This window comes from Brucella sp. NBRC 12950, from assembly GCF_030268145.1.
Lineage (GTDB): Bacteria > Pseudomonadota > Alphaproteobacteria > Rhizobiales > Rhizobiaceae > Brucella.
This window is the reverse complement of record NZ_BSQC01000002.1, coordinates 292,430-312,776: the sequence shown is the minus strand read 5'-3', so window position 1 is coordinate 312,776 and position 20,347 is coordinate 292,430. Positions and strand designations below refer to the sequence as shown.

The window sequence follows — 20,347 nt, the reverse complement described above, 5'->3', positions numbered from 1 at the left end:
TGACTTATCTGGGGTCATTTGCCAGAAAAATGGCCAGGGATCAAGCGATCCTCACCCATAAATTTGAAATGAGTTAACCGCCCGAAATTAGCGATTAACCATATATCCAACGAAGCCCGTAATACGCCAGCGATCGTCATGGCGGCGGCAAAAATAAAGTGTTTGCCAGTTTAATTCGTCGTGGGTTCCATCTGCTTTTGCGATCGTTCCATGAAATTTTTTGCGCGCAATAGCGACATCGCCATTGATATCAATCACGTTGAGTCGCGTCGCACGAAAAATTCCGTCTGAAAGAGATTCGGCATATTCGGTTGCGGCACTTTCCGCTGCCTGACGCAGCCATTCATCGCGGTAAGCGGTAAGTGTCGGGAATGCGGCCTCCCATTTATCGGGATCAGATTCACCGTGAGCATGGATGCCTAAAAAGCGAGGCTCGTCAAAGTCATCGGCGACCAATTGCCAATTTTCAGTGACGAAAGCCTGGATATCGCGACGCACAAGCATTTCCCAGATTTGCTCGCGGTCCTTGTCCCCGACGAATGGATTGACGGCCCCTTCCAAATAATCCTCCTAATTACTTTAGTTTTCCACGCGCTGCCACCGGCAGTATATCAATGACATCGTCACCTGATATAAGGTGTACTTCGTCGAAAAGATTGGTGACGACGCAGACGTGATCAGGGATGACCCGAACCTTGTCGCCGATTTTCAAACCAGCCAGATCACCTTTGAGCGTGCCATGTTCCTCACTGAGGCCCGTTACCCTGGCTTCCGGCTTTCCGGCCAGCTCGCCAAAGTCGGCCAGTCCGAGCGTATCGCTTGAAAGTGACTTGGAGCCGGCATCAATGATTGCACGATCTTCAGTTGGATGGCTAACGATTGTCGACAGCACGGTAAACGCACAATCATCCAGCGTCGCAGCACCCTTTGCCACCTGATGCCGGTCGAAGTAGATATAGGTGCCCGGTCGATATTCTGTAATGACGCTTTGTGCCGGCGAACGCCACATATCGGGCGTGCCACCACTTGATATCGTCTCACATTGAATGCCATTTTCTGCGAGAAGATTGCGTGCTGTCAGAAGCCAATGCTCAGCCTGCTCGGCCTTGCCAGCGGCCGGATAGGTCATCAATCCACCGAACTTCAGGCCCTTGCTCTGCTCAATCTGGCGCGCAAGTTCGAGCGCTTGTTCAGGTGTTTGCACGCCACAGCGCCCCATGCCCGTATCACACTCAACCAGCACTTTGAGCGCGCGCCCTTCATTGTTAAAGCGCTTTGCCAACCCCTCAAGGCTTGTCGCATTATCGACGGTGACCGAAATTGTGATACGTTGATGAAGGGCATAAAGCCGCTCGAGCTTTTCCTTGCCCAAAATATTATAAGGCAGAAAGATATCGACAATGCCAGCATCGGCCATAACTTCGGCTTCGCCGATTTTCTGGCACGTGATTCCGACTGCGCCAGCCTCAAGCTGCCGCCTTGCAAAGAACGGCAGTTTATGGGTTTTGATATGCGGACGGAGCTTTACGCCGATAGCATCGGCGTGAGCTTGCGCCTTGGCAATATTGGCTTGAACCCGATTAACATCAATCAGAATTGCAGGCGTATCAATGTCACGAACGGTCGTAGGCCTTGTCATTCTTCAATCTCCCAGCGGCAAGCGTGGATCATCAATCTTGAGTGTGTTCAAACTGTGCTTGATGCGTCGCAGGCTCTCAAGCACTTTTGGTCCATGAATTTCAGCCGTGGCAGTCGCAATCATGTCAAGAATTGCCATAAGTGCGAACCGGGAAGATGTCGGCTTATAGAGATTTCCATCTTCATTGGGCTGAAACGGAATGACCGTGTTTGCCGCCTTTGCCAAATCAGATCCCGGCGCGGTAATAGCAATGGTTTCAGCACCATATTGTCGCGCGACCAGTATCGCCTCGACAACGGATCGGGCATAACCCGAAACTGAAAACGCGATGACCGTTGTTTCCCGCGTTGCAACAGCTGCATACATGCGCTGAAGTTGTCCATCCACCTGAGCCAGCACCGGAATGCCCAGCCGGAACAGGCGGTTCTGCAATTCCGTCGCCATCATCGATGAAATCCCGCCAGAACCTATGCACAGCACAGACCCGGAGCTGATTATCCGCTCAGCGATCTTCATAACAACAGACATATCGAGATTGTCGCTTGCGCGATGTATTGCAGCGACCGCAGCATCGGCGACGGCAGAAGCAATACGGGCTTCACGGATATCACGGGCCGGCGCCTCAGCTGTCAGATATTGGCCACCAATTGCCAACGCCTGTGCGAGAAAAAACTTGAAATCACGAACGCCGTCGCAACCCAACGCGCGACAGAAGCGTGTTACAGTTGGCTCGCTGACCCCAGCACGTGCGGCAATTTCCGAGATTGCTGCCTTGGATGCATAGTCAGGATCAGACAACACCAATGCAGCCAGTCGTCGGTCGGATTTAGACCCGTCCTGTGCTGCGGCATGAAGCCTTGTAATGATGTCTGCAACCTTACTCATATGGGATTTATAGCGGCAAACCGCTTTCCTTATCGAAGAGATGAATATGTTCAGGCTTTGCCGTTACAAGGACTCGCTCTCCCGGTGCAAGGTGAATACGTTCGCGGAACACGGCTCTCACAGCCTCGCCCGCAATTTTTCCATAAACATGAGTTTCCGGCCCAGTGGGCTCCACTACTTCAATAGAGAGCGTCAACCCCTCAGCTTCCTTCGCAATGACGAAATTTTCAGGCCGCACACCCAATTCAACGCTGCGCCCAGCAGTAGATTTTCCGGGTATGGCGATTTCTTCACCCTCGTTTGTGCGGAATTTTCCACCTTCGATCAGCTCACCCGGAATAAAGCTCATGGAAGGAGAACCGATAAAGCCTGCGACAAACTTGTTAGCGGGACGATCATAGAGATCGAGCGGCGCACCAATCTGCTGAATCTTGCCTTGATTCATCACAACGATACGGTCCGCCATTGTCATAGCTTCGATTTGATCGTGTGTGACATAGATGACCGTCGATTTCAGACGATGATGCAGCGCCTTAATCTCGGTACGCATCTGAACACGCAGCTGTGCATCGAGATTGGAAAGCGGCTCATCGAAAAGGAACACCGATGGCTCACGCACAATCGCACGTCCCATGGCGACCCGCTGACGCTGCCCGCCGGAAAGCTGGCGCGGATAACGATCAAGATAGGAATGCAGATTGAGGATCGACGCGGCCTTATCCACTTTGGCTGCGGTGGTTGAACCATCTTCGCCGCGAATACGCGGACCAAAGCCGATGTTTTCGCGTGCCGTCATATGCGGAAAGAGCGCATAGGACTGAAACACCATTGCGATGTTGCGCTTTTGCGGCGGCAGATCATTGGCGCGCTGGCCACCAATAATCAGATCACCACCCGAAATCGGCTCAAGCCCCGCGACCATGCGCAGAAGCGTGGATTTACCACAGCCAGACGGGCCGACGAGCACTAGAAACTCTCCATCCTCAATATCGAGATCAACCCGATCAAGAACATTCATCTGTCCGAAAGATTTGGTAATGCCACGCAGGGAAACATTTTTCATCACTCAGTTCCCGTTTAGAATATCATCGATAAATGGACGACAGCCGGCCATAAGTCCGGCATCGACCGGCAATATTGTGCCGGTTATGCCCGACGCTTTGTCGGATGCGAGGAAGGCAACCGCTTCTGCCACCTCATTAACTTTGACAATTCGCCCAAGCGGATAAAGTCGCTTGAGCTTGTCAAAAACGGCGGGGTCTTTCGCGATGCGATGATCCCAGGCTGACGTATGAATTGAACCGGGGCAAACCACATTGGCCCGTAAGCCGTTCTGTCCGTATTCAACTGCCAGCGCCCGCGCAAAGGCGTTGATTCCTGCTTTTGCAGCTGCATAGGCGGGGTTGCCGAAATGTGAAAGCGCGTTGACGGACGAGATGAACACGAATGTGCCATGGCCCCGCGCCGCCATTTTCTTGGCGATTGCGGTGGAAATTGCACTGACACCGGTCAGGTTGAGATCGATTTCGCGGTTGATGGCGGCCTGATCAAGCTCCTCGAAGGATTCCGAGCGCGTCCAGCCAGCATTATTGATGACGATATCCGGCACGCCATCGCTAGCCAGAATATCATTTGCTGAATTTTCCAGCGCATTACGGTCCAGAAGATCAAATGCATGGCGACTGTCAAAACCATCTGCCTGCATCACGTCAATGCTTGTATCGCAGCCAATGATTCTCGCCCCACGCGATGAAAATAGCTGTACGAGCGCTGTGCCGACGCCGCCGCCTGCGCCGGTAATCAATACGGATTTTCCGGCAAATTCGCCTGAATGCTCCACTCCATTCCCCTTTATACAGCACTTTTCGCGCCTGCTTATTCTGACCAGCCTAAAAGTGAAAATGTAAGTTTGCAACAAAACTTTTTACTTGAAAGCGCAAAATTTGCCGATAATGTAAGAAAATAACAAAAATTATGACGTCTTCACATGAAGCATGTGCAAACAAGGGAACGGGAAAATGTCTATTAATAAATGGAAGGCCGGCCTTTTGGCTGGGTTGAGCATTCTGGCAATTGGTTCAGCCGCACAGGCTGGCGAAGTGCGTATGACGGTGGCGGAGTACAGCTCCAAGACTGGCCCATATTTTGAAGAAGTGAAGAAGGCTTTTGAAGCCGCAAATCCTGGCATCACACTCAATTTCGAGGTTGTGCCATGGGATGTTCTTCTGCAGAAACTGACTACCGATATCTCGGCAGGCACCAATGCTGATCTTTCGATCATCGGCACCCGCTGGCTGATCGACTTCGTTCAGCAGGGCATCGCCGAGCCGCTTGACGGCTATATGGACGATTCATTCAAAGGGCGTTTCATCGAAACGTTCCTATCGCCTTCGGTATTGGAAGGCAAAACATATGGCCTTCCTATCGCAGCGTCCGCGCGTGCAATGTACTACAACAAGGATTTGCTTGAAAAAGCAGGGGTCGCCAATCCTCCGGCAAACTGGGACGAAGTCAAAGCTGCGGCTGAAAAAATCAAGGCGCTAGGCGGCGAAAATTACGGTTTCGGCCTTCAGGGCAAGGAAATCGAAACCGACGTTTATTACTATTATGCGATGTGGTCGCAGGGTGCAGAAATCCTCAACAAGGATGGAACTTCAGGCCTGAGCACACCGGGCGCATTGGAAGCTGCAAAGCTTTACAAATCGATGATCGACGGGGGCCTCACCCAGCCAGGCGTTACCTCCTATGCGCGTGAAGATGTTCAGAACCTCTTCAAGCAGGGCAAGGTCGGCATGATGATCACTGCGCCGTTCCTGTCCAACCAGATCAAGGAAGAAGCGCCAAACCTGAAATACGGAGTGACGGCAATCCCTGCCGGCCCAACGGGCGCGCGCGGCACCTATGGCGTGACAGACTCTGTCATCTTGTTCCAGAACTCCAAGAATAAGGAAGAGGCTTGGAAAGTTCTCGACTTCCTGTTCCAGACCGAATGGCGTGCTAAGTTCACGCAGGGCGAGGGCTTTCTTCCTGTAAATAAGGAGGAAGCGAAGATGGATTATTATGTCAATAATGCCGATCTCGCTGCTTTCACGGCTCTGCTTCCAGATGCGCGCTTTGCACCGATCATTCCGGGCTGGGAAGAAATCGCCGACATCACATCAAATGCGATGCAGAGTATCTATTTGGGTCAAGGCGAACCGGAAGCCGTTCTGAAGGAAGCTGCCTCCAAGGCAGATGCAATCCTGAAGAAGTAATCCCATCAACCCGGCAACAGGTCAGCTTAAAACAGTTTGCGCTGTTTTGTTGCCGGGTTCCTTTTTCTTCCGTGGAATTTTTGGCCGATGCAAAATCGCACCCTGCCCTATTTTCTGATCCTGCCAAGCCTGCTGCTGGCTGCGGTAGTGATCTTCTGGCCGGTTGTGCATCTCTTTGAGATCGCCACCCATGATGTGAACCGTTTTGGCCAATTGCGCGATTTCAACGATGGTGCAAACTTTACCGCCCTGTTCGCATCACCCGATTTTCTCAATGCATTGTGGCGGACTGCCGTCTGGACCGTGGCTGTGGTCGGTGGCGCACTTGTTGTGTCCGTACCGGTTGCGATCATCCTCAATATGGATTTTTACGGTCGTTCCGTTGCGCGCGTTATCGTCATGTTGCCGTGGGCGGTTTCGCTCACGATGACAGCAATCGTCTGGCGCTGGGCGCTGAACGGCGAAAGCGGAATGCTCAATTCGGCTTTGCGCAATCTGGGACTGATCGACAGTAACATCCAGTGGCTTGCCAGTGCTGCAACCGCATTTCCGATGCAAATTCTCGTCGGCATTCTGGTTACTGTGCCGTTTACAACCACGATCTTCCTTGGCGGCCTGTCGTCTATCCCGGAAGACCTTTACGAAGCTTCGTCGCTTGAAGGTGCAAGCCTCTGGCAACAGTTTCGTGAAATCACGCTGCCACTGCTCAAGCCATTCGTGAATATCGCAATCGTGCTCAACACGATCTATGTGTTCAACTCCTTCCCGATCATCTGGGTGATGACACAGGGTGGACCGGCGAACTCCACCGATATTCTCGTAACTCACCTCTATAAGCTGGCTTTCCGGCTCGGAAAACTCGGTGAAGCCTCGGCGGTATCGCTGATCATGCTCGCCATCCTGCTTGTTTTCACGGCCATATACATCCGGCTATCCATGCGGAGCGAACGGGCATGACCGCATCAAAAGTAAAACGTACATTCATCGCATGGATCATCCTCGCGCCATTGATCGTGCTGACGCTGTTTCCATTTGCCGTCATGTTCCTGACAGCAGTAAAACCGCCGCAAGAGGTTCTGTCTCCAACGTGGTGGCCGAGTGAATTCCGCTGGGCAAACTTCTCCGAAATGTGGGTGCGAACCGGCTTCGGTACAGCTCTTCTCAACTCTTTCTACGTTTCGGTCATCGCTTCCATCGGTGCAATTATTGTGTCGATCCCAGCAGCTTATGCCATGTCGCGCTTCCATTTTGCAGGCCATGGCGCGTTCCGCCAGTTCCTGCTTGTTTCGCAGATGATCTCGCCAATCGTGCTGGTGCTCGGACTTTTCCGGTTGCTTGCAGCTTATGGATTGATTGAAAGCGTTACAGCCGTAGGCGCAATCTATATGGCCTTCAATATCGCCTTCACAGTCTGGATGCTGCAGAGCTATTTCGACACGATTCCGAAAGATCTCGAAGAAGCCTCATGGATGGAAGGCGCTGGCCGTTTCAAGACACTGGTGAAAGTGTTCTTGCCGCTCTGTCTGCCTGCTATCGCCGTTACAGCGATTTTCACATTCATCAATGCATGGAACGAGTTCGTCGTCGCACTCACCATGCTGCGCAGTCAGGGAAGTTACACCCTTCCTATCCAGGTCTTCTCGCTGGTTGCAGGCCGCTACACGGTTGAATGGCACTATGTCATGGCCGCTACTCTCGTAGCCACCTTGCCGGTCGCAATCCTCTTCATATGGCTGCAGCGCTACCTGATCAAAGGTCTGGCACTCGGGGCTGTAAAGTAAACGGAGTCATCATGTCAAAGAAACAAGCTTTCGGTGCGTCCCACGTACCGCTCTCCCCTGCTGTGCGCGCTGGCGACACAGTTTATATCTCCGGCCAGGTGCCAATGGGAGCTGACGGCAAGATCGTAGAAGGCAATATCGAGGCCCAAACCAAGCAGGTTCTTGAAAACATCAAGGCAGCTCTGGCCCTCGCCGGAGCAAACATGGAAGATGTCGTCAAAACGACAATCTGGCTTGAAGATGCACGCGATTTTGGACGTATGAATGCGGTTTACGCGACTTACTTCCCGAAAGATCCACCGGCGCGCACCACGGTCGAATCCCGTTTGATGATCGATATCAAGATCGAGATTGAAGCCATCGCCTACGCACCGCAAAAATAGCCCGGGCAAACCATATGCGCATTTTCACAGCGTCGCTTGCAACTGAGACCAATACATTTTCGCCTGTCCCAACCGACCGAGCGTCGTTTGAAATGGCTTTTTATGCAGCACCCGGAAAACATCCTGACACACCGACCCTGTGTTCATCGCCTATCGTTGCTCTGCGTAAACGGGCTGCAATTGATGGCTTAACTGTCATTGAAGGCACGGCCACATGGGCTGAGCCTGGCGGTTTACTTCAAAAGCAAGCGTTCGAAGAACTGCGCGATGAAATTCTGGATCAGCTCAATGCAGCGATGCCCGTGGATGCGGTGGTCCTTGGTCTTCATGGCGCGATGGTTGCCCAAGGTTATGATGACTGCGAAGGTGATCTGCTTGAACGCATCCGCGCAATCGTTGGACCGGATATTCTTGTTGCCAGCGAGTTTGACCCACATAGCCATCTGACGCAAAAGCGTGTTGAGAATCTCAATATTTACGCCGCGTTTCTCGAATTTCCGCACACAGATTTTTACGAACGTGGCGAGCACGTCGTGTCTCTCGCTCTGGATACCCTCAAGGGCAAGATCAAACCGATCATCTCGACATTTGACTGCCGAATGATCGGCGTTTTTCCGACGAGCAAGGAACCGATGCGATCCTTTATTGATCGTATCAAAGACTTGCAGGGCAAGGACGGAATTCTATCCATCTCAGTTATTCACGGATTTATGGCAGCCGACGTCCCTGAAATGGGAACAAGGATTCTCGTCGTCAGCGACAATGATGTGGCCCAAGGGCAATCGTTAGCCGAAAAACTTGGCCGTGAGCTCATCGCCATGCGCGAGCAAACGCCGATGACCATGTATCACGTTGACGAAGGCATTGATCGCGCAATCGCCGCCCATGCAGCTCAGCCATCTAAGCCTGCTGTCATTGCCGATGTGTGGGATAATCCTGGCGGTGGTGTTGCGGGAGATGGCACTTATATTCTTCGACGCTTGATCGAACGTGGCATTCAAAACGCCGCCATTGCAACAATCTGGGATACGTTGGCGGTCACGTTCTGCCATGCTGCTGGCGAAGGTGCAGTCATCAATCTGCGCATTGGTGGCAAATCCGGCCCGCAGGCTGGCGAACCTATTGATGCGAGCGTCACTGTGATGAAAGTGTTGCAGGAAGGGTGGCAGAGTTTTGGCCTCAGTCGCGTCACCCTTGGACCTTCGGCAGTCGTCCGCATCGTTGGAACTGAGATCGACATCATTCTCAACACCAATCGCACGCAGACATTTGAGCCAGATATCTTTTCAAATTGCGGCATAGACCCGATGCAGAAAGACATTCTGGTTGTGAAATCGACCAATCATTTTCATGCAGGCTTCGCGCCTATTGCCGCAGAAATTATATATGTCGATGCGCCGAGTTCCTACCCGGTCAATCCGCGCGTGACCGACTACCAGAAAATGACACGGCCAATTTGGCCACGGGTAGAAAACCCATGGTGAAATGTAAAAGCGCGGGAAATTCCCGCGCTTTTATTTCTTAGTGTGCAAGATAGGTAGAAATGATCGGCACATAGGTAATTAGAGCCAGCAGAATAAACAGACCCAGATACATGCTGAATGCCTGACGAGTAAAATCGCCCACTCTGACTTTGGCAATGTTGCACACCATTAACATAACGGTGCCCACAGGCGGTGTCAGTGTGCCAATCGATAGATTTACGATGACGATAATGCCAAAATGGACCGGATCGATGCCGAGTGCTTTCACGGTTGGCATCAAGAGTGGCACCAGAACAATCATCAGTGCCGTACCTTCAATCAGTGCACCCAACAGCAGCAGGATCACGTTGACTGCAAGCAGGAACGCATAAGGATTGCTGGTGAACGACGAAATCAGCTGCATCAGCGACTGGCCTGCCTGTTCCAGCGAAAACACCCAAGCGAGCGCAGACGACGCCATTATCACAAGCATGACTGAGGCCGTGGATTTGGCGGTTTCGATAAGCGAGTCAACTACGTGTGAAACACGCATTTCTCGATAGATCACAAAGCCGATAATCAGAACAAGCGTCACCGCTACCGCACCAGCTTCCGTCGGCGTGAAGATGTTCATGCGGATACCACCGATAATAGCGAACAGTAGGAACACCGCTGGCCATGCCGATGCAAGCGTCGAAGCGACTTCCGAACGGGTCATACGCGTTTCACGGCTTGGCTTATAGCCACGCTTTACTGACGTGATGTAGGCCGCGATCATCAGAATAACGGCACCGAGAAGGCCCGGAATAACACCAGCCATAAACATCTTGCCTATGGATACGTCAGCAATCAGACCGTAGATGATGAGTGCAATACCCGGAGGGATAATCGGAGTGATCAGCGAGCCAGCTGCCGTGACGGCACAGGAAAATGCCTTATCATAGCCACGTTTGACCATTTCCGGCACCATCATGCGTGTCAACATGGCGCTATCAGCTAAATTGGAAGCGCTCACACCGCCCATAAGAGTCGAAACCATAATGTTGGTCAGCGCCATACCACCACGCATTCGACCAACCAGAATATCGGCAACCTTAATCAAACGTTCAGCAATACCCGTATGTGACATCACAGTGCCAAGCATGATGAAGAACGGGATCGCCAAAAGCGAAGTGTTCTGTGCCGGACTGATGAAACGCTGAACAGCGATTGCAATCGGCATCTGGTTGAAGAAGATGAAATATGTAAATACAGCAATCAGAATGGCCACATAAAGGCGCATATTGAGCGCGATCAGCGCCAGCATGATAAGGACGATGGTGGTCAGGTTCATGCCTTGCCTCCCGCAAAAGCGGCGCGCAAGGTTTTGAAAGCGCCAGCGAACATGTAAACGGCGATAATCACGAAGCCAACTGGTACAGCGATATCGATCCAGAAATAGGAAACACGGAGCACATCAGTCACTTTGAACTGTGCTGCAACCGACAGCTTGTAACCGGCATAAGAGACATAGAGCAGAAACAGGCCGGAGAAGATTCCGATGATCGCATTGACGACGTCTCGGACCTTGTCCGAGAACATGTCCACCAGCATCGGGATTGCGAGGTGCTGGTTGCTACGCTCAGCGGCGACGCTGCCGAGCATAACAATCCAAATCATTAAAAGACCGGCCATTTCTTCGGTCCATTGCAGCGGCTGATGCATCCAGTAACGCATGACGACAGCTGCATTGAACATCGCCAGCAGCACGAACAGCGGCGCTGCGGCCAGCCAATCAATCAGTTTTTCAAAATATTTCATCGGAATTGTTCCATGACGGAGCCATGCCGCAGCGAGGGTCACGACCCAATCTGCAGCATGGCAATTTCCGGATTGAAGGGGATTAGTTCAATTCGGCTTTGATCTGGTCATAGAGACCGTCAGACCATTCCGGGAACTGCGAGTAGACTTTCTCGGCCATGGCCTTGAAAGGAGCGCGGTCAACTTCGATTACTTCGACGCCGGCTTCCTTCATCTTCTCGATCATCTCGTTGTCTTTTTCGATCGTCAGCTTCTGGCTGTAGAGACCGGCATCATATGCGGACTCATGGATCATCTTGAGCTGCTCTTCAGGCAACGTCGAGAAAAAGGCTTCGCCACCGACGATCAGAGCCACGTTGGTCAAGTAACCGACCTTGCTCAGATACTTGGCTTCTTCCTGGAACTTCTGGCCATAAAGAACCGAAATCGGATTCTCGACACCATCTATCACGCCCTGCGCAAGCGCAGGGAAGGTTTCCCCCAGCGGCATTGGGGTCGGTGTAGCACCCATAGCTTCAAACGTCTTGATCTGCATGACGTTATTCGGCACGCGGATCTTCATGCCCTTGAGGTCATCAGGCGTGCGAATAGGCTTCTTGGAAATGATCTGGCGAATACCGTAAAGGTAGTTTGGCATTACGATGTGAATGCCCTTCTTCTTCAGCTCTTCGCTCTTTTCCTTAAACCAAGGACCGTCATAAACCTTGAAAAGCTGAGCCGGATCGTCGGTCAGGAACGGCCCATAAAGCACGCCGAGGTCCGGGTCGTATTCTGCCAGAAAGCCCACATCAGAAATCGTCACGACATTAAGACCCATCATGGCCTGCTCGGTCACATCCTTCTTAGAACCGAGCTGCGAGCTGGGATAAAGCTCAAGTGTGATTTCACCATTGCTGCGCTTGGCAAGATCGTCTTTCCAGTAATGCATCACCTCATCAAAAGGCTCGCCCGGGTTGTTTTCATAGGCAACTTTGATCGACACATTGGCAGCAAAGGCTGCCACACTTCCTGCCAGCAACATGCCAGCGGCGATCATGCCGGTAACGAGTTTTTTCATGATATTCCTCCCTTTTGGGGTCTTCAAACAAGGGCCACGAGGCCGGTTTCCTCCACTAGCGCGCCACGTCTTCCTTCCTGACGTGACGCATTTGCTTCGATTCAGTTGCGTTCAATGATGATTTTCAGAACGTTGCGGTCGCCATCCCAATAGGGCAGCGCCTGTTCTGCTTCTTCAAAAGGAAACACCTTCGAGATAAGCAGGTCTGCATCGTTTCCGAGCTTTTCAAGATGCGCGATGACAGCTTCAAAATCGGTGAGCGTCGCATTGCGCGAACCCATGATGTCGAGTTCTTTGAGATTGAAGAACTGGGTCTGATAGGTCACTGGTGACTTAGAATAGCCGACATAGACTACACGACCAGCAAAGCCTGCGAGGTCGACCGCCTGAGTGAATGTGATCGGCAGGCCGACTGCTTCAAAAGCGATATCAACACCATCGTCATTGGTGAGTTCCTGCACGAATTCCACCACGCCTTCACCGCCCGGCAAAGAATGCGTAGCGCCAAATTTCAGCGCCAGTTCGCGCTTTTCAGCACTAGGATCAATGGCGACAACCTTGGCACCACGCGCAACTGCACCGATCAGCACACCCATGCCGATCATGCCACAGCCAAGCACCGCGACCGTATCGCCAGCCTGAACGCGACCACGTTCTACCGCATGGAAACCAACTGAAAGCGGCTCGACCAATGCGAGATAACGTGGCGCGAGCGTATCATTCAGGATCAGCTTTTCGGCTGGCAGCACGATCTGTTCTGCCAGCCCGCCATTCTGTTGCACGCCGAGCGTCTTGTTGTAGCGACAGGCGTTCAGACGCCCTTTGCGGCAAGAGGAACACTGGCCGCAATTGGTGTAAGGCAGCACGATAACGCGCTTGCCTTTGGCATATGTCGCGCTCACGCCCTCACCCACCTCGATGATTTCGCCGCCGATTTCATGGCCGGGAATGCGTGGCAGTTCCACCAGCGGGTTAAGCCCCCTGAACGTATTCAGATCGCTGCCGCAAAGCCCGACATGCTTCACGCTCACCCGGACATGGTTGGGCAACAGTGGCGCTTCCGGAGTTTCAGCAAAACGAGTAACGTTCTCGCTCTCGATACGCAGAGCTTTTACCATCAGAGTATTCCTGTCATCTTGATTGCATGAGGCAGATCAGGTTACGGCGCCGACCTGCCACGGTACGAATTCGTTATCGCCATAGTCATAGATTTCACTCAGCGTCTGCTCACCGGAAGCGACCGCGATGATGTGCTCGAAAATGCGCGTGCCGGACTCTTCAATTGTTTCATCGCCAGTGACGATGCCACCGCAATTGAAGTCCATGTCTTCCTTCATGTGTTCGTACATTTCGGAATTTGTCGCGATCTTGATGCAGGGCGCAGGCTTAAAGCCCGACACCGATCCGCGTCCTGTGGTAAAGCAGATGACGTTACAACCGCCCGCCACCTGCCCGGTCACGGCGACCGGGTCGTAGCCCGGCGTATCCATGAAAGTGAAACCCTGTTCGGTTACGGTTTCAGCAAATTCGTAAACTGCCTTGAGAGGCATGGAGCCGCCCTTGGCAACAGCGCCCAGCGACTTTTCAAGAATAGTAGTCAGGCCACCGAGCTTGTTTCCGTGCGATGGATTATTGTTCAGCTCGTCGCCATTGCGAGCTGTGTAATCGCGCCACCAGTCGATGCGCTGAAGCAGCTTTTCTGCAACCGCCGGTGTGACTGCACGGCGTGTCAGAAGATGTTCCGCGCCATAAATTTCGGGCGTTTCAGAGAGAACGGTCGTACCGCCATTTCGCACGATCAGATCGGATGCATAGCCCAGAGCCGGGTTTGCGGAAATGCCTGAATAGCCGTCAGAACCACCGCATTCGAGTGCAACCTTGAGCTTTGACAAAGGCTGCGGCGTACGCTTTGCAGAATTCACCAGCGGCAGCATTTCCTTGATCTCTGCAATCGCATGATCGATTGTCTTGCGCGTACCGCCATGCTGCTGGATCGTCATGGTGCGCAGGCGTGCACCCTCTTCCATACGATAATGTTCCATGATTGGCGCGATCTGGTTGGTTTCGCAGCCAAGGCCGATCAGCAGAATACCACCGAAATTCGGATGCTTGGCATAGCCCTGAATGGTACGGGTCAGTAGACGATAGCCTTCCGACTTGGTGTTCAGCGCACAGCCGCTGCCATGCGTAAGTGCCACCACGCCATCGACATTTTCAAAACCATCCAAACCACCCATACGGTTGAAATAATCCGCAATGTAGCGAGACACGGTAGCAGAGCAATTCACCGATGAAATGACGCCAATATAGTTGCGCGTACCGACGCCACCGAAACCGCGATCATAGCCCATGAACTGTCGGCGCTCCGCTTCCGGCAGCATACCGCGTTCTTCAATATCGACCGAAAACTGATGTTCATGCTCGGATGGCAGCATTGCGAGATTGTGCAGATGCACATGCTCACCCACCGCAATATCCTGAATGGCAACGCCAATCACCTGCCCATATTTGAGCACTTCCTTGCCAGCGGGAATATCATGCAGAGCCACCTTGTGGCCGCGCCCGATCAGATCGCGCGCGATAACGTCACCAAGTCCGATCGGATCGCCTGCGCGAACCGAAATACGCGCAACTGCCACATCATCGGACGGATGCAAAAGGATTACCGGCGTCACAGCCGAAACAGCCTTGTCGTTCATTTTTCTGACCTCACTCCCAAGATCGCAACAGCGTTAAACATGAGCCCTACTATCTGGGCTCGTTCTCCATCCATCGCTGCTTTGATGTATCCAGATGCGTGCGCATCGCTGCCTGCGCCAGAAGCGGATCCCTCGCCTCCAGTGCAGCATAAATCTTCTCATGCTCTGCCAAAGCATATGTCCATGTTTCGGCATTCTCATATCGGGTACGCATTTGCGCGGTCAGTGGACTATGCCGCTCGTCAAACAAATCACGCACGATGCGGGCAACAACCGAATTGCCCGATTGCTCGGAAATGATCAGATGAAACTGGCGATCCAGTTCAATCGGCTTACGTTCCGCTTCAATCTGTAGGCGCATCGCATCAAGATTGCCGCGCAAGCGTTCCAATGCTTCCGTGTTGATATGTCCGCAAGCCATGATGACGGCACTGCCTTCGATCAATGAGCGTGCCTGCATGATTTCGAGCGGGCTTTCGCCGATCGAGCCGCCCTGCGCTGGAAGCCGTGTTTCCTCAGCCGCAACATAGATCCCCGAACCCATGCGGATCTCGACATTGCCTGCAATTTCAAGCGCGATCAGTGCTTCACGCAAAGAAGGGCGAGATACGCCCAGCTGATGCGCAAGTTCGCGCTCGGCAGGAAGTCTGCTTCCAGCCGGAAAATGACCTTCGCGGATCAGCAGTCTGACCCGGTCGGCAATCTGTTGATAAAGCCTCCGTGGTTCCACGAAGCCAAGATGCTCGCTCATGCTCTCTCCCAAATTGGCCTTACCATATTTTGAAGCCGCACAAAGTGCAATATGGTCTATTTTATTGTTTTTACTACATATTGGCTAATTCGTCAGTTTTGTCGCACCTTGTTTTAGATTGCTTTTAAAGAGTGGCTTGACCAATTTTACCCACTGGCATAGCTATTTCACAACAGCTCAAGGGAGGAATGCATGACTGCGCAGCCATCGATTCTACAGTTTGGAACGAGCCGTTTTCTGCTCGGACATGCGGATTTTTTCATCTCGGAAGCGCTGGATAAAAATGACGCGATCGGCACAATTGCCATTGTTCAGACCACATCCAACCCTGAAAGCGCACGCCGTATCGCAGCTCTGAACAGTGGAGAAGGCTATCCGGTCATCATTCGCGGATTGCGTGACGGCAAGCCCGTTGATGAAAAACATCAGGCGAAAAGCGTGAGTGCCGCCTATTCCGCTCATACCGACTGGAAAGCCATCCGGGCCCTGAGCGCAGGGGTCCAGGTGATCCTGTCCAATACTGGCGACAAAGGTTTTGATTTGGATGCTGCTGACGACGTTTCCCTGCTGAGCGAAATCGACCGCCTTCCTAAAAGTTTTCCCGCCAAACTACTTGTGCTGCTGCATCATCGCTGGCAGATCAATCCAGATGCGCCGCTGTCGATTTTCCCGTGCGAGCTGATCTCGCGCAATGGCGACAAGCTGCTCTCGATTGTGCTTGATCTCGCAGAAAGCTGGAGCCTGCCGAAAGCTTTCACGCAATGGATTGAAAGCAATTGTGTTTTTGCCAACAGCCTCGTTGACCGCATCGTATCAGAACCTATCGATCCGGTCGGTGCAATTGCGGAACCCTATGCGATCTGGGCCATTGAACAGACAGACGGGCTAACCCTTCCCTGTAGGCATCCCGATATCGTCGTGACGGACAATCTTGCGCTTTATGAGCGCCTCAAGCTCTATCTGCTTAATCTCGGCCACACTTTCATTGCTGAGCAATGGCTGAACGGTAATCGTCCGAAGGATGAAATCGTGCTGGAAGCAATGCACGACGAAACGATCCGCAATGAACTCGAAGCGCTTTGGCGCGAAGAAGTTCTGCCGGTCTTTGCCGCTGCTGGTCTGGGCGGACAGGCTGAATCCTATGTTACTACCGTTCGCGAGCGCTTCCTCAACCCGTTCCTCAAGCACCGCATTGCGGACATTGCTTCAAATCACGCAGAAAAGAAACAGCGCCGCTTTGTACCCATCATTGCTCGCGCGAAGGAACTCGGCCTCGATCTGGAGCAGCGTCGCCTGAAGGCGGCTGTCGACTAATCCAGTCATTCAGATCAATTTCGGCGCGCTCCAAAGCACTGTAATTTAACAGCTTACGCAAAAACGCAACCGTCACAGCACGAGCACGGAGGTTGAATCGCCCCTCCTCCGGCTCACCCTTTTCCTGATAGACACCAAGCTTTTCATAAAGTTGCTGTAATCTGTTCTGAACGCTTCTGAGCGACAGGTTACGCCGACGAGCGATGACACGATCCGTCAGCCCAAGTGCTATATCGATCAGAATTTCATATTCACTTTCACTGAACCCACTGGCGTGGCCGAGGCTTTTTTGTTGTAAGCCGCGCACTTCGCGGTCGATCACGCATTGAGCTTCGACAAAAATGCTGCGGAGTGCCAGCCGCAATTTATCATCTGAAGCCGATTTCAGCACATAGCCATAGGCTGCACCTTCCGGCACGATACGCGAGACACCGCGCACATAGGCTTCATCTGCGTAATTCGACCAGAACAGAATGCGGGTTTCCGGATTTTCCTTCCAGATGGTGCGTGCGGCTTCAATACCGTTACGACCACTCATCTGCAAATCCATCACAATATGCGCTGCACGATGCATTCGAGCCAGCTTTTCACCAGTCGAGCCGTTATCCGCTTCCAGGACATCACTGCATTCGGGCAATGCCGCACGGATCGCTTCGCTCAGATAGGTGCGATGCAACGGATCATCCTCCACGATCAGAACCTGCATCTTACCCTCCAATTGGTTCATACGTTTTCGGCGGCAGGTGGATCGTTACGCATGTGCCACTGCCGTCCGTGTTCTTTCTGATGGTAAAGCTCGCAGAAATGAGCCGTGCTCTTGTGCGCATATTATCGATGCCGTGGCCGATACGCTGCGCCTGACGATCCATGCCAATGCCGTCATCCATAACTTCAACGAGAAGCCGATCACCCTTATCGCGGAGACGAACGCGGATTTCTCCAGCCAGAGCATGACGGATCGCATTGTTGATTGCTTCCTGCACAATCCGGAAAAGCGAAGTCGCGACCGTCTCTTCGAGCCTGTCGGTCATGCCGTTGCTCTGATCCTCGAGAAACCATTCAATCGCAGCGCCGCTTTCGCGGATCGAACGGTCAAGATGGTTTTCGGTCGCCTGTGCAAAGCCGAACAGCTGAAGCACGGAAGGTTTCGCTTCTTCAATGATTTGGCGTAGGTCCTGCATACAATGCTGCAAACCGCGGAACAGCGGCTCAAGCTGTTCACCGGAAAGGTCGGGCACGCGCGTCAGCCGCTCCACATGGCGGGCGAGACGCGTGAGATCAGCCAAGGTTTGATCGTGCAAATCCATGCCGATACGATGGCGCTCGATCTCCAGAGCCTCGGTGAGTTTGAGCGCGCCAAAGCGCAAACCTTCTTCGCGTGCCCGCGCTTCCGTCTCGACAATCGCCGAGCGCTTGGCCTGTTCGGCGGCACGGATGGCAAAGAAATATGGCGCCAGTAGATCGGCAATCGATTGCGCATTTTCCACGTCACGCGTCGAATAACTGCCTGTTTGCAAACTCGAACAGCTCAACGCGCCAATGATATTGCCCTGCGCTTTCAGCGGTACATGCAGGCGAGCTTTGAGATCATGCTCGATGATCGGCGTCGAAAACGCACCCTCAAAATGAAAGCGCGGATCAGTGCGTGCATCGTCCGTAAGCAAATAGGCGACCTCGCCGGACAGTAGTGTGCGGATCGGACTTCCTGATAACAGCGCGGGCGGGTTGCGGCTCCAAGCCGTCTCAATCCCGCTCTCATAGGCAATGTGAAATTTGCCATCAATCATCTTGATACAGACATCGAGGTGGTCATAGGGCAGGATATGATTGATCTCGGCAGCAACAGCCTGAATGATGGAATCGAAATCGAGCTGGCCTGCCAGCAATCTCGAAATATTCAGATAGCGGTCAAGCAGGCGCGCAGGTGCTAGTTCCAGCAAGCGAATCTCCTCCCAAAGACAGATTGCTTTGCACTTATAATACGCCGCTTCTCTACTGGCGCGTCTTGCGGGTTCCCGCAATTTTGCTGCGCAAACCCGCAGCATCGTTGCTTCGATCAGCCTTCACAGCGCAACGCATTTATTTCATCCTCGCTTCACCAGAAAATTGCTCGCAAGACAACAGGAAATGTCACGGGCACGCTGGTGCCGTTGAGGAGCGGCGGTGCGGGAGGTTTCGCACCATATTCAAATTCGAACGATCCGGAGTGTTATTGCGCACTGCGGGGCGGATATTTGTAACTGGGAGGAATGAAATGAAGCTTGGGAAAAATTTTTTGGCATCCGCCGCACTCGCCACATTGATGGCAAGCGGTAGCGCATTTGCCGACACATCGTCGAAAAAAATCGCCTTCTCCAACAATTATGCCGGCAACTCATGGCGTCAGGCAATGCTACAAAGCTGGGACAAGGTGACGAAGGAAGCCGTCAGCGCAGGTGCAGTTTCTGCGGCCGATGCTTTCACCACCGCTGAAAATCAGGCCACCGAGCAGGCAGCGCAAATCCAGAACATGATTTTGCAAGGCTATGATGCCATCGTCATCAATGCCGCATCGCCAACCGCTCTTAACGGCGCAGTGAAAGAAGCCTGCGATGCAGGCATCACCGTCGTTTCGTTCGACGGCATTGTCACCGAACCTTGCGCATGGCGTATTGCGGTTGACTTCAAGGCCATGGGCGAAGGTCAGGTTGAATATCTCGCAAAGCGTCTGCCAGAAGGCGGAAATCTGCTTGAAATTCGAGGTCTTGCAGGCGTTTCCGTTGATGACGAAATGCACGCAGGTATTCAGGAAGGCGTGAAGAAGCATCCGAACTTCAAGATCGTAGGCTCTGTGCATGGTGACTGGGCTGCTGATGTTGCACAGCGCGCAGTCGCAGGCGTGCTGCCAAGCCTGCCGAAGATCGACGCCGTGGTAACGCAGGGCGGCGACGGTTATGGTGCTGCACAGGCCTTTGCCGCTGCAAAGCGCGAAACGCCGATCATTATCATGGGCAACCGTGAAGACGAACTGCAGTGGTGGAAGCAGCAGAAAGATGCGAACGGCTATGAAACCATGTCAGTTTCTATCGCCCCGGGCGTTTCAACACTCGCTTTCTGGGTCGCACAGCAGATTCTTGATGGCAAGGAAGTCAAGAAAGACCTCGTCGTTCCGTTTCTGAGCGTCAGCCAGGAATCGCTCGATAAGGATCTCGGCACTACCCAGAAGGGTGGCGTTGCGAATGTCGAATATTCGTTAGAAGACGCACAGAAGGTCATCGCAGAAGCGAAATAACTCGTTTCTCCCAAGCGGCGGGTATTGGTCATTCCAATGCCCGCCCCTCC

20 protein-coding genes are annotated in these 20,347 nt (G+C 52.8%); 7 read left to right on the top strand and 13 right to left on the bottom strand.

The window, feature by feature from the left end:
* Positions 1-87 precede the first annotated feature (87 nt).
* Genes QSJ70_RS04440 through QSJ70_RS04420 form a run of 5 tightly spaced genes read right to left on the bottom strand, consistent with a single transcriptional unit; the run spans position 88 to position 4,364 of the window.
* On the bottom strand, positions 88-561 hold the full coding sequence (locus tag QSJ70_RS04440) for a hypothetical protein (protein ID WP_285534970.1): 474 nt from the start codon (positions 559-561) through the stop codon (positions 88-90).
* Between the two features lie 13 nt (positions 562-574).
* A complete protein-coding gene (locus tag QSJ70_RS04435; RefSeq protein WP_215776859.1) occupies positions 575-1,639 on the bottom strand; it encodes a D-TA family PLP-dependent enzyme in 1,065 nt (354 codons plus the stop codon).
* A 3-nt stretch (positions 1,640-1,642) separates the two neighbouring features.
* Positions 1,643-2,524, bottom strand: coding sequence for a MurR/RpiR family transcriptional regulator (locus tag QSJ70_RS04430; protein WP_215776861.1), 882 nt, complete (start codon positions 2,522-2,524; stop codon positions 1,643-1,645).
* Between the two features lie 7 nt (positions 2,525-2,531).
* Complete coding sequence (locus QSJ70_RS04425) at positions 2,532-3,587, bottom strand: ABC transporter ATP-binding protein (RefSeq protein ID WP_285534969.1); 1,056 nt, start codon at positions 3,585-3,587, stop codon at positions 2,532-2,534.
* A 3-nt stretch (positions 3,588-3,590) separates the two neighbouring features.
* Positions 3,591-4,364 carry an SDR family oxidoreductase gene (locus tag QSJ70_RS04420; RefSeq protein ID WP_215776865.1) on the bottom strand — a complete coding sequence of 258 codons (774 nt, stop codon included), beginning with the start codon at positions 4,362-4,364 and terminating at the stop codon, positions 3,591-3,593.
* 178 nt (positions 4,365-4,542) lie between these two features.
* On the opposite strand from QSJ70_RS04420, the gene QSJ70_RS04415 reads away from it, so the two are divergent.
* From QSJ70_RS04415 to QSJ70_RS04395, 5 genes are all read left to right on the top strand, one after another.
* Positions 4,543-5,778, top strand: coding sequence for an ABC transporter substrate-binding protein (locus QSJ70_RS04415; RefSeq protein ID WP_215776867.1), 1,236 nt, complete (start codon positions 4,543-4,545; stop codon positions 5,776-5,778).
* Positions 5,779-5,865: 87 nt separating this feature from the next.
* On the top strand, positions 5,866-6,735 hold the full coding sequence (locus QSJ70_RS04410) for a carbohydrate ABC transporter permease (RefSeq protein WP_215776868.1): 870 nt from the start codon (positions 5,866-5,868) through the stop codon (positions 6,733-6,735).
* Complete coding sequence (locus QSJ70_RS04405) at positions 6,732-7,559, top strand: carbohydrate ABC transporter permease (protein ID WP_215776870.1); 828 nt, start codon at positions 6,732-6,734, stop codon at positions 7,557-7,559. The genes QSJ70_RS04410 and QSJ70_RS04405 overlap by 4 nt, the downstream gene beginning before the upstream one ends.
* Before the next feature lie 11 nt (positions 7,560-7,570).
* Positions 7,571-7,942, top strand: a complete 372-nt coding sequence (locus QSJ70_RS04400; protein ID WP_215776872.1) for a RidA family protein — start codon at positions 7,571-7,573, stop codon at positions 7,940-7,942.
* A gap of 14 nt (positions 7,943-7,956) precedes the next feature.
* On the top strand, positions 7,957-9,426 hold the full coding sequence (locus tag QSJ70_RS04395) for a M81 family metallopeptidase (RefSeq protein ID WP_285534968.1): 1,470 nt from the start codon (positions 7,957-7,959) through the stop codon (positions 9,424-9,426).
* A 37-nt stretch (positions 9,427-9,463) separates the two neighbouring features.
* On the opposite strand, the gene QSJ70_RS04390 is transcribed toward QSJ70_RS04395, so the two are convergent.
* From QSJ70_RS04390 to QSJ70_RS04365, 6 genes are all read right to left on the bottom strand, one after another.
* A complete protein-coding gene (locus QSJ70_RS04390) occupies positions 9,464-10,738 on the bottom strand; it encodes a TRAP transporter large permease (protein WP_215776875.1) in 1,275 nt (424 codons plus the stop codon).
* Entirely contained in the window at positions 10,735-11,205 is a 471-nt protein-coding gene (locus QSJ70_RS04385; RefSeq protein WP_215776884.1) for a TRAP transporter small permease, read from the bottom strand. Before QSJ70_RS04385 ends, QSJ70_RS04390 begins: the two co-directional genes overlap by 4 nt.
* 82 nt (positions 11,206-11,287) lie before the next feature.
* Positions 11,288-12,262 carry a C4-dicarboxylate TRAP transporter substrate-binding protein gene (locus QSJ70_RS04380; protein ID WP_215776889.1) on the bottom strand — a complete coding sequence of 325 codons (975 nt, stop codon included), beginning with the start codon at positions 12,260-12,262 and terminating at the stop codon, positions 11,288-11,290.
* Positions 12,263-12,363: 101 nt separating this feature from the next.
* Positions 12,364-13,380, bottom strand: coding sequence for a zinc-binding alcohol dehydrogenase family protein (locus QSJ70_RS04375; RefSeq protein ID WP_285534967.1), 1,017 nt, complete (start codon positions 13,378-13,380; stop codon positions 12,364-12,366).
* A gap of 36 nt (positions 13,381-13,416) precedes the next feature.
* Entirely contained in the window at positions 13,417-14,961 is a 1,545-nt protein-coding gene (locus tag QSJ70_RS04370; protein WP_215776893.1) for a UxaA family hydrolase, read from the bottom strand.
* 49 nt (positions 14,962-15,010) lie between these two features.
* Positions 15,011-15,712, bottom strand: coding sequence for a FadR/GntR family transcriptional regulator (locus tag QSJ70_RS04365; protein ID WP_285534966.1), 702 nt, complete (start codon positions 15,710-15,712; stop codon positions 15,011-15,013).
* A gap of 192 nt (positions 15,713-15,904) precedes the next feature.
* On the opposite strand from QSJ70_RS04365, the gene QSJ70_RS04360 reads away from it, so the two are divergent.
* Complete coding sequence (locus QSJ70_RS04360; protein ID WP_285534965.1) at positions 15,905-17,026, top strand: mannitol dehydrogenase family protein; 1,122 nt, start codon at positions 15,905-15,907, stop codon at positions 17,024-17,026.
* Here the strand turns inward: QSJ70_RS04360 and QSJ70_RS04355 are convergent.
* Both QSJ70_RS04355 and QSJ70_RS04350 read right to left on the bottom strand, forming a co-directional pair.
* Positions 16,959-17,732: a response regulator transcription factor gene (locus QSJ70_RS04355; RefSeq protein ID WP_215776898.1), complete on the bottom strand. Its 774-nt coding sequence runs from the start codon at positions 17,730-17,732 to the stop codon at positions 16,959-16,961. The two genes, QSJ70_RS04360 and QSJ70_RS04355, sit on opposite strands and share 68 nt — an antisense overlap.
* Before the next feature lies 1 nt (position 17,733).
* A complete protein-coding gene (locus QSJ70_RS04350; protein WP_215776900.1) occupies positions 17,734-18,966 on the bottom strand; it encodes a GAF domain-containing sensor histidine kinase in 1,233 nt (410 codons plus the stop codon).
* Positions 18,967-19,280: 314 nt separating this feature from the next.
* On the opposite strand from QSJ70_RS04350, the gene QSJ70_RS04345 reads away from it, so the two are divergent.
* Positions 19,281-20,297, top strand: a complete 1,017-nt coding sequence (locus QSJ70_RS04345; protein WP_215776902.1) for an ABC transporter substrate-binding protein — start codon at positions 19,281-19,283, stop codon at positions 20,295-20,297.
* The last annotated feature ends 50 nt before the right edge of the window (positions 20,298-20,347 follow it).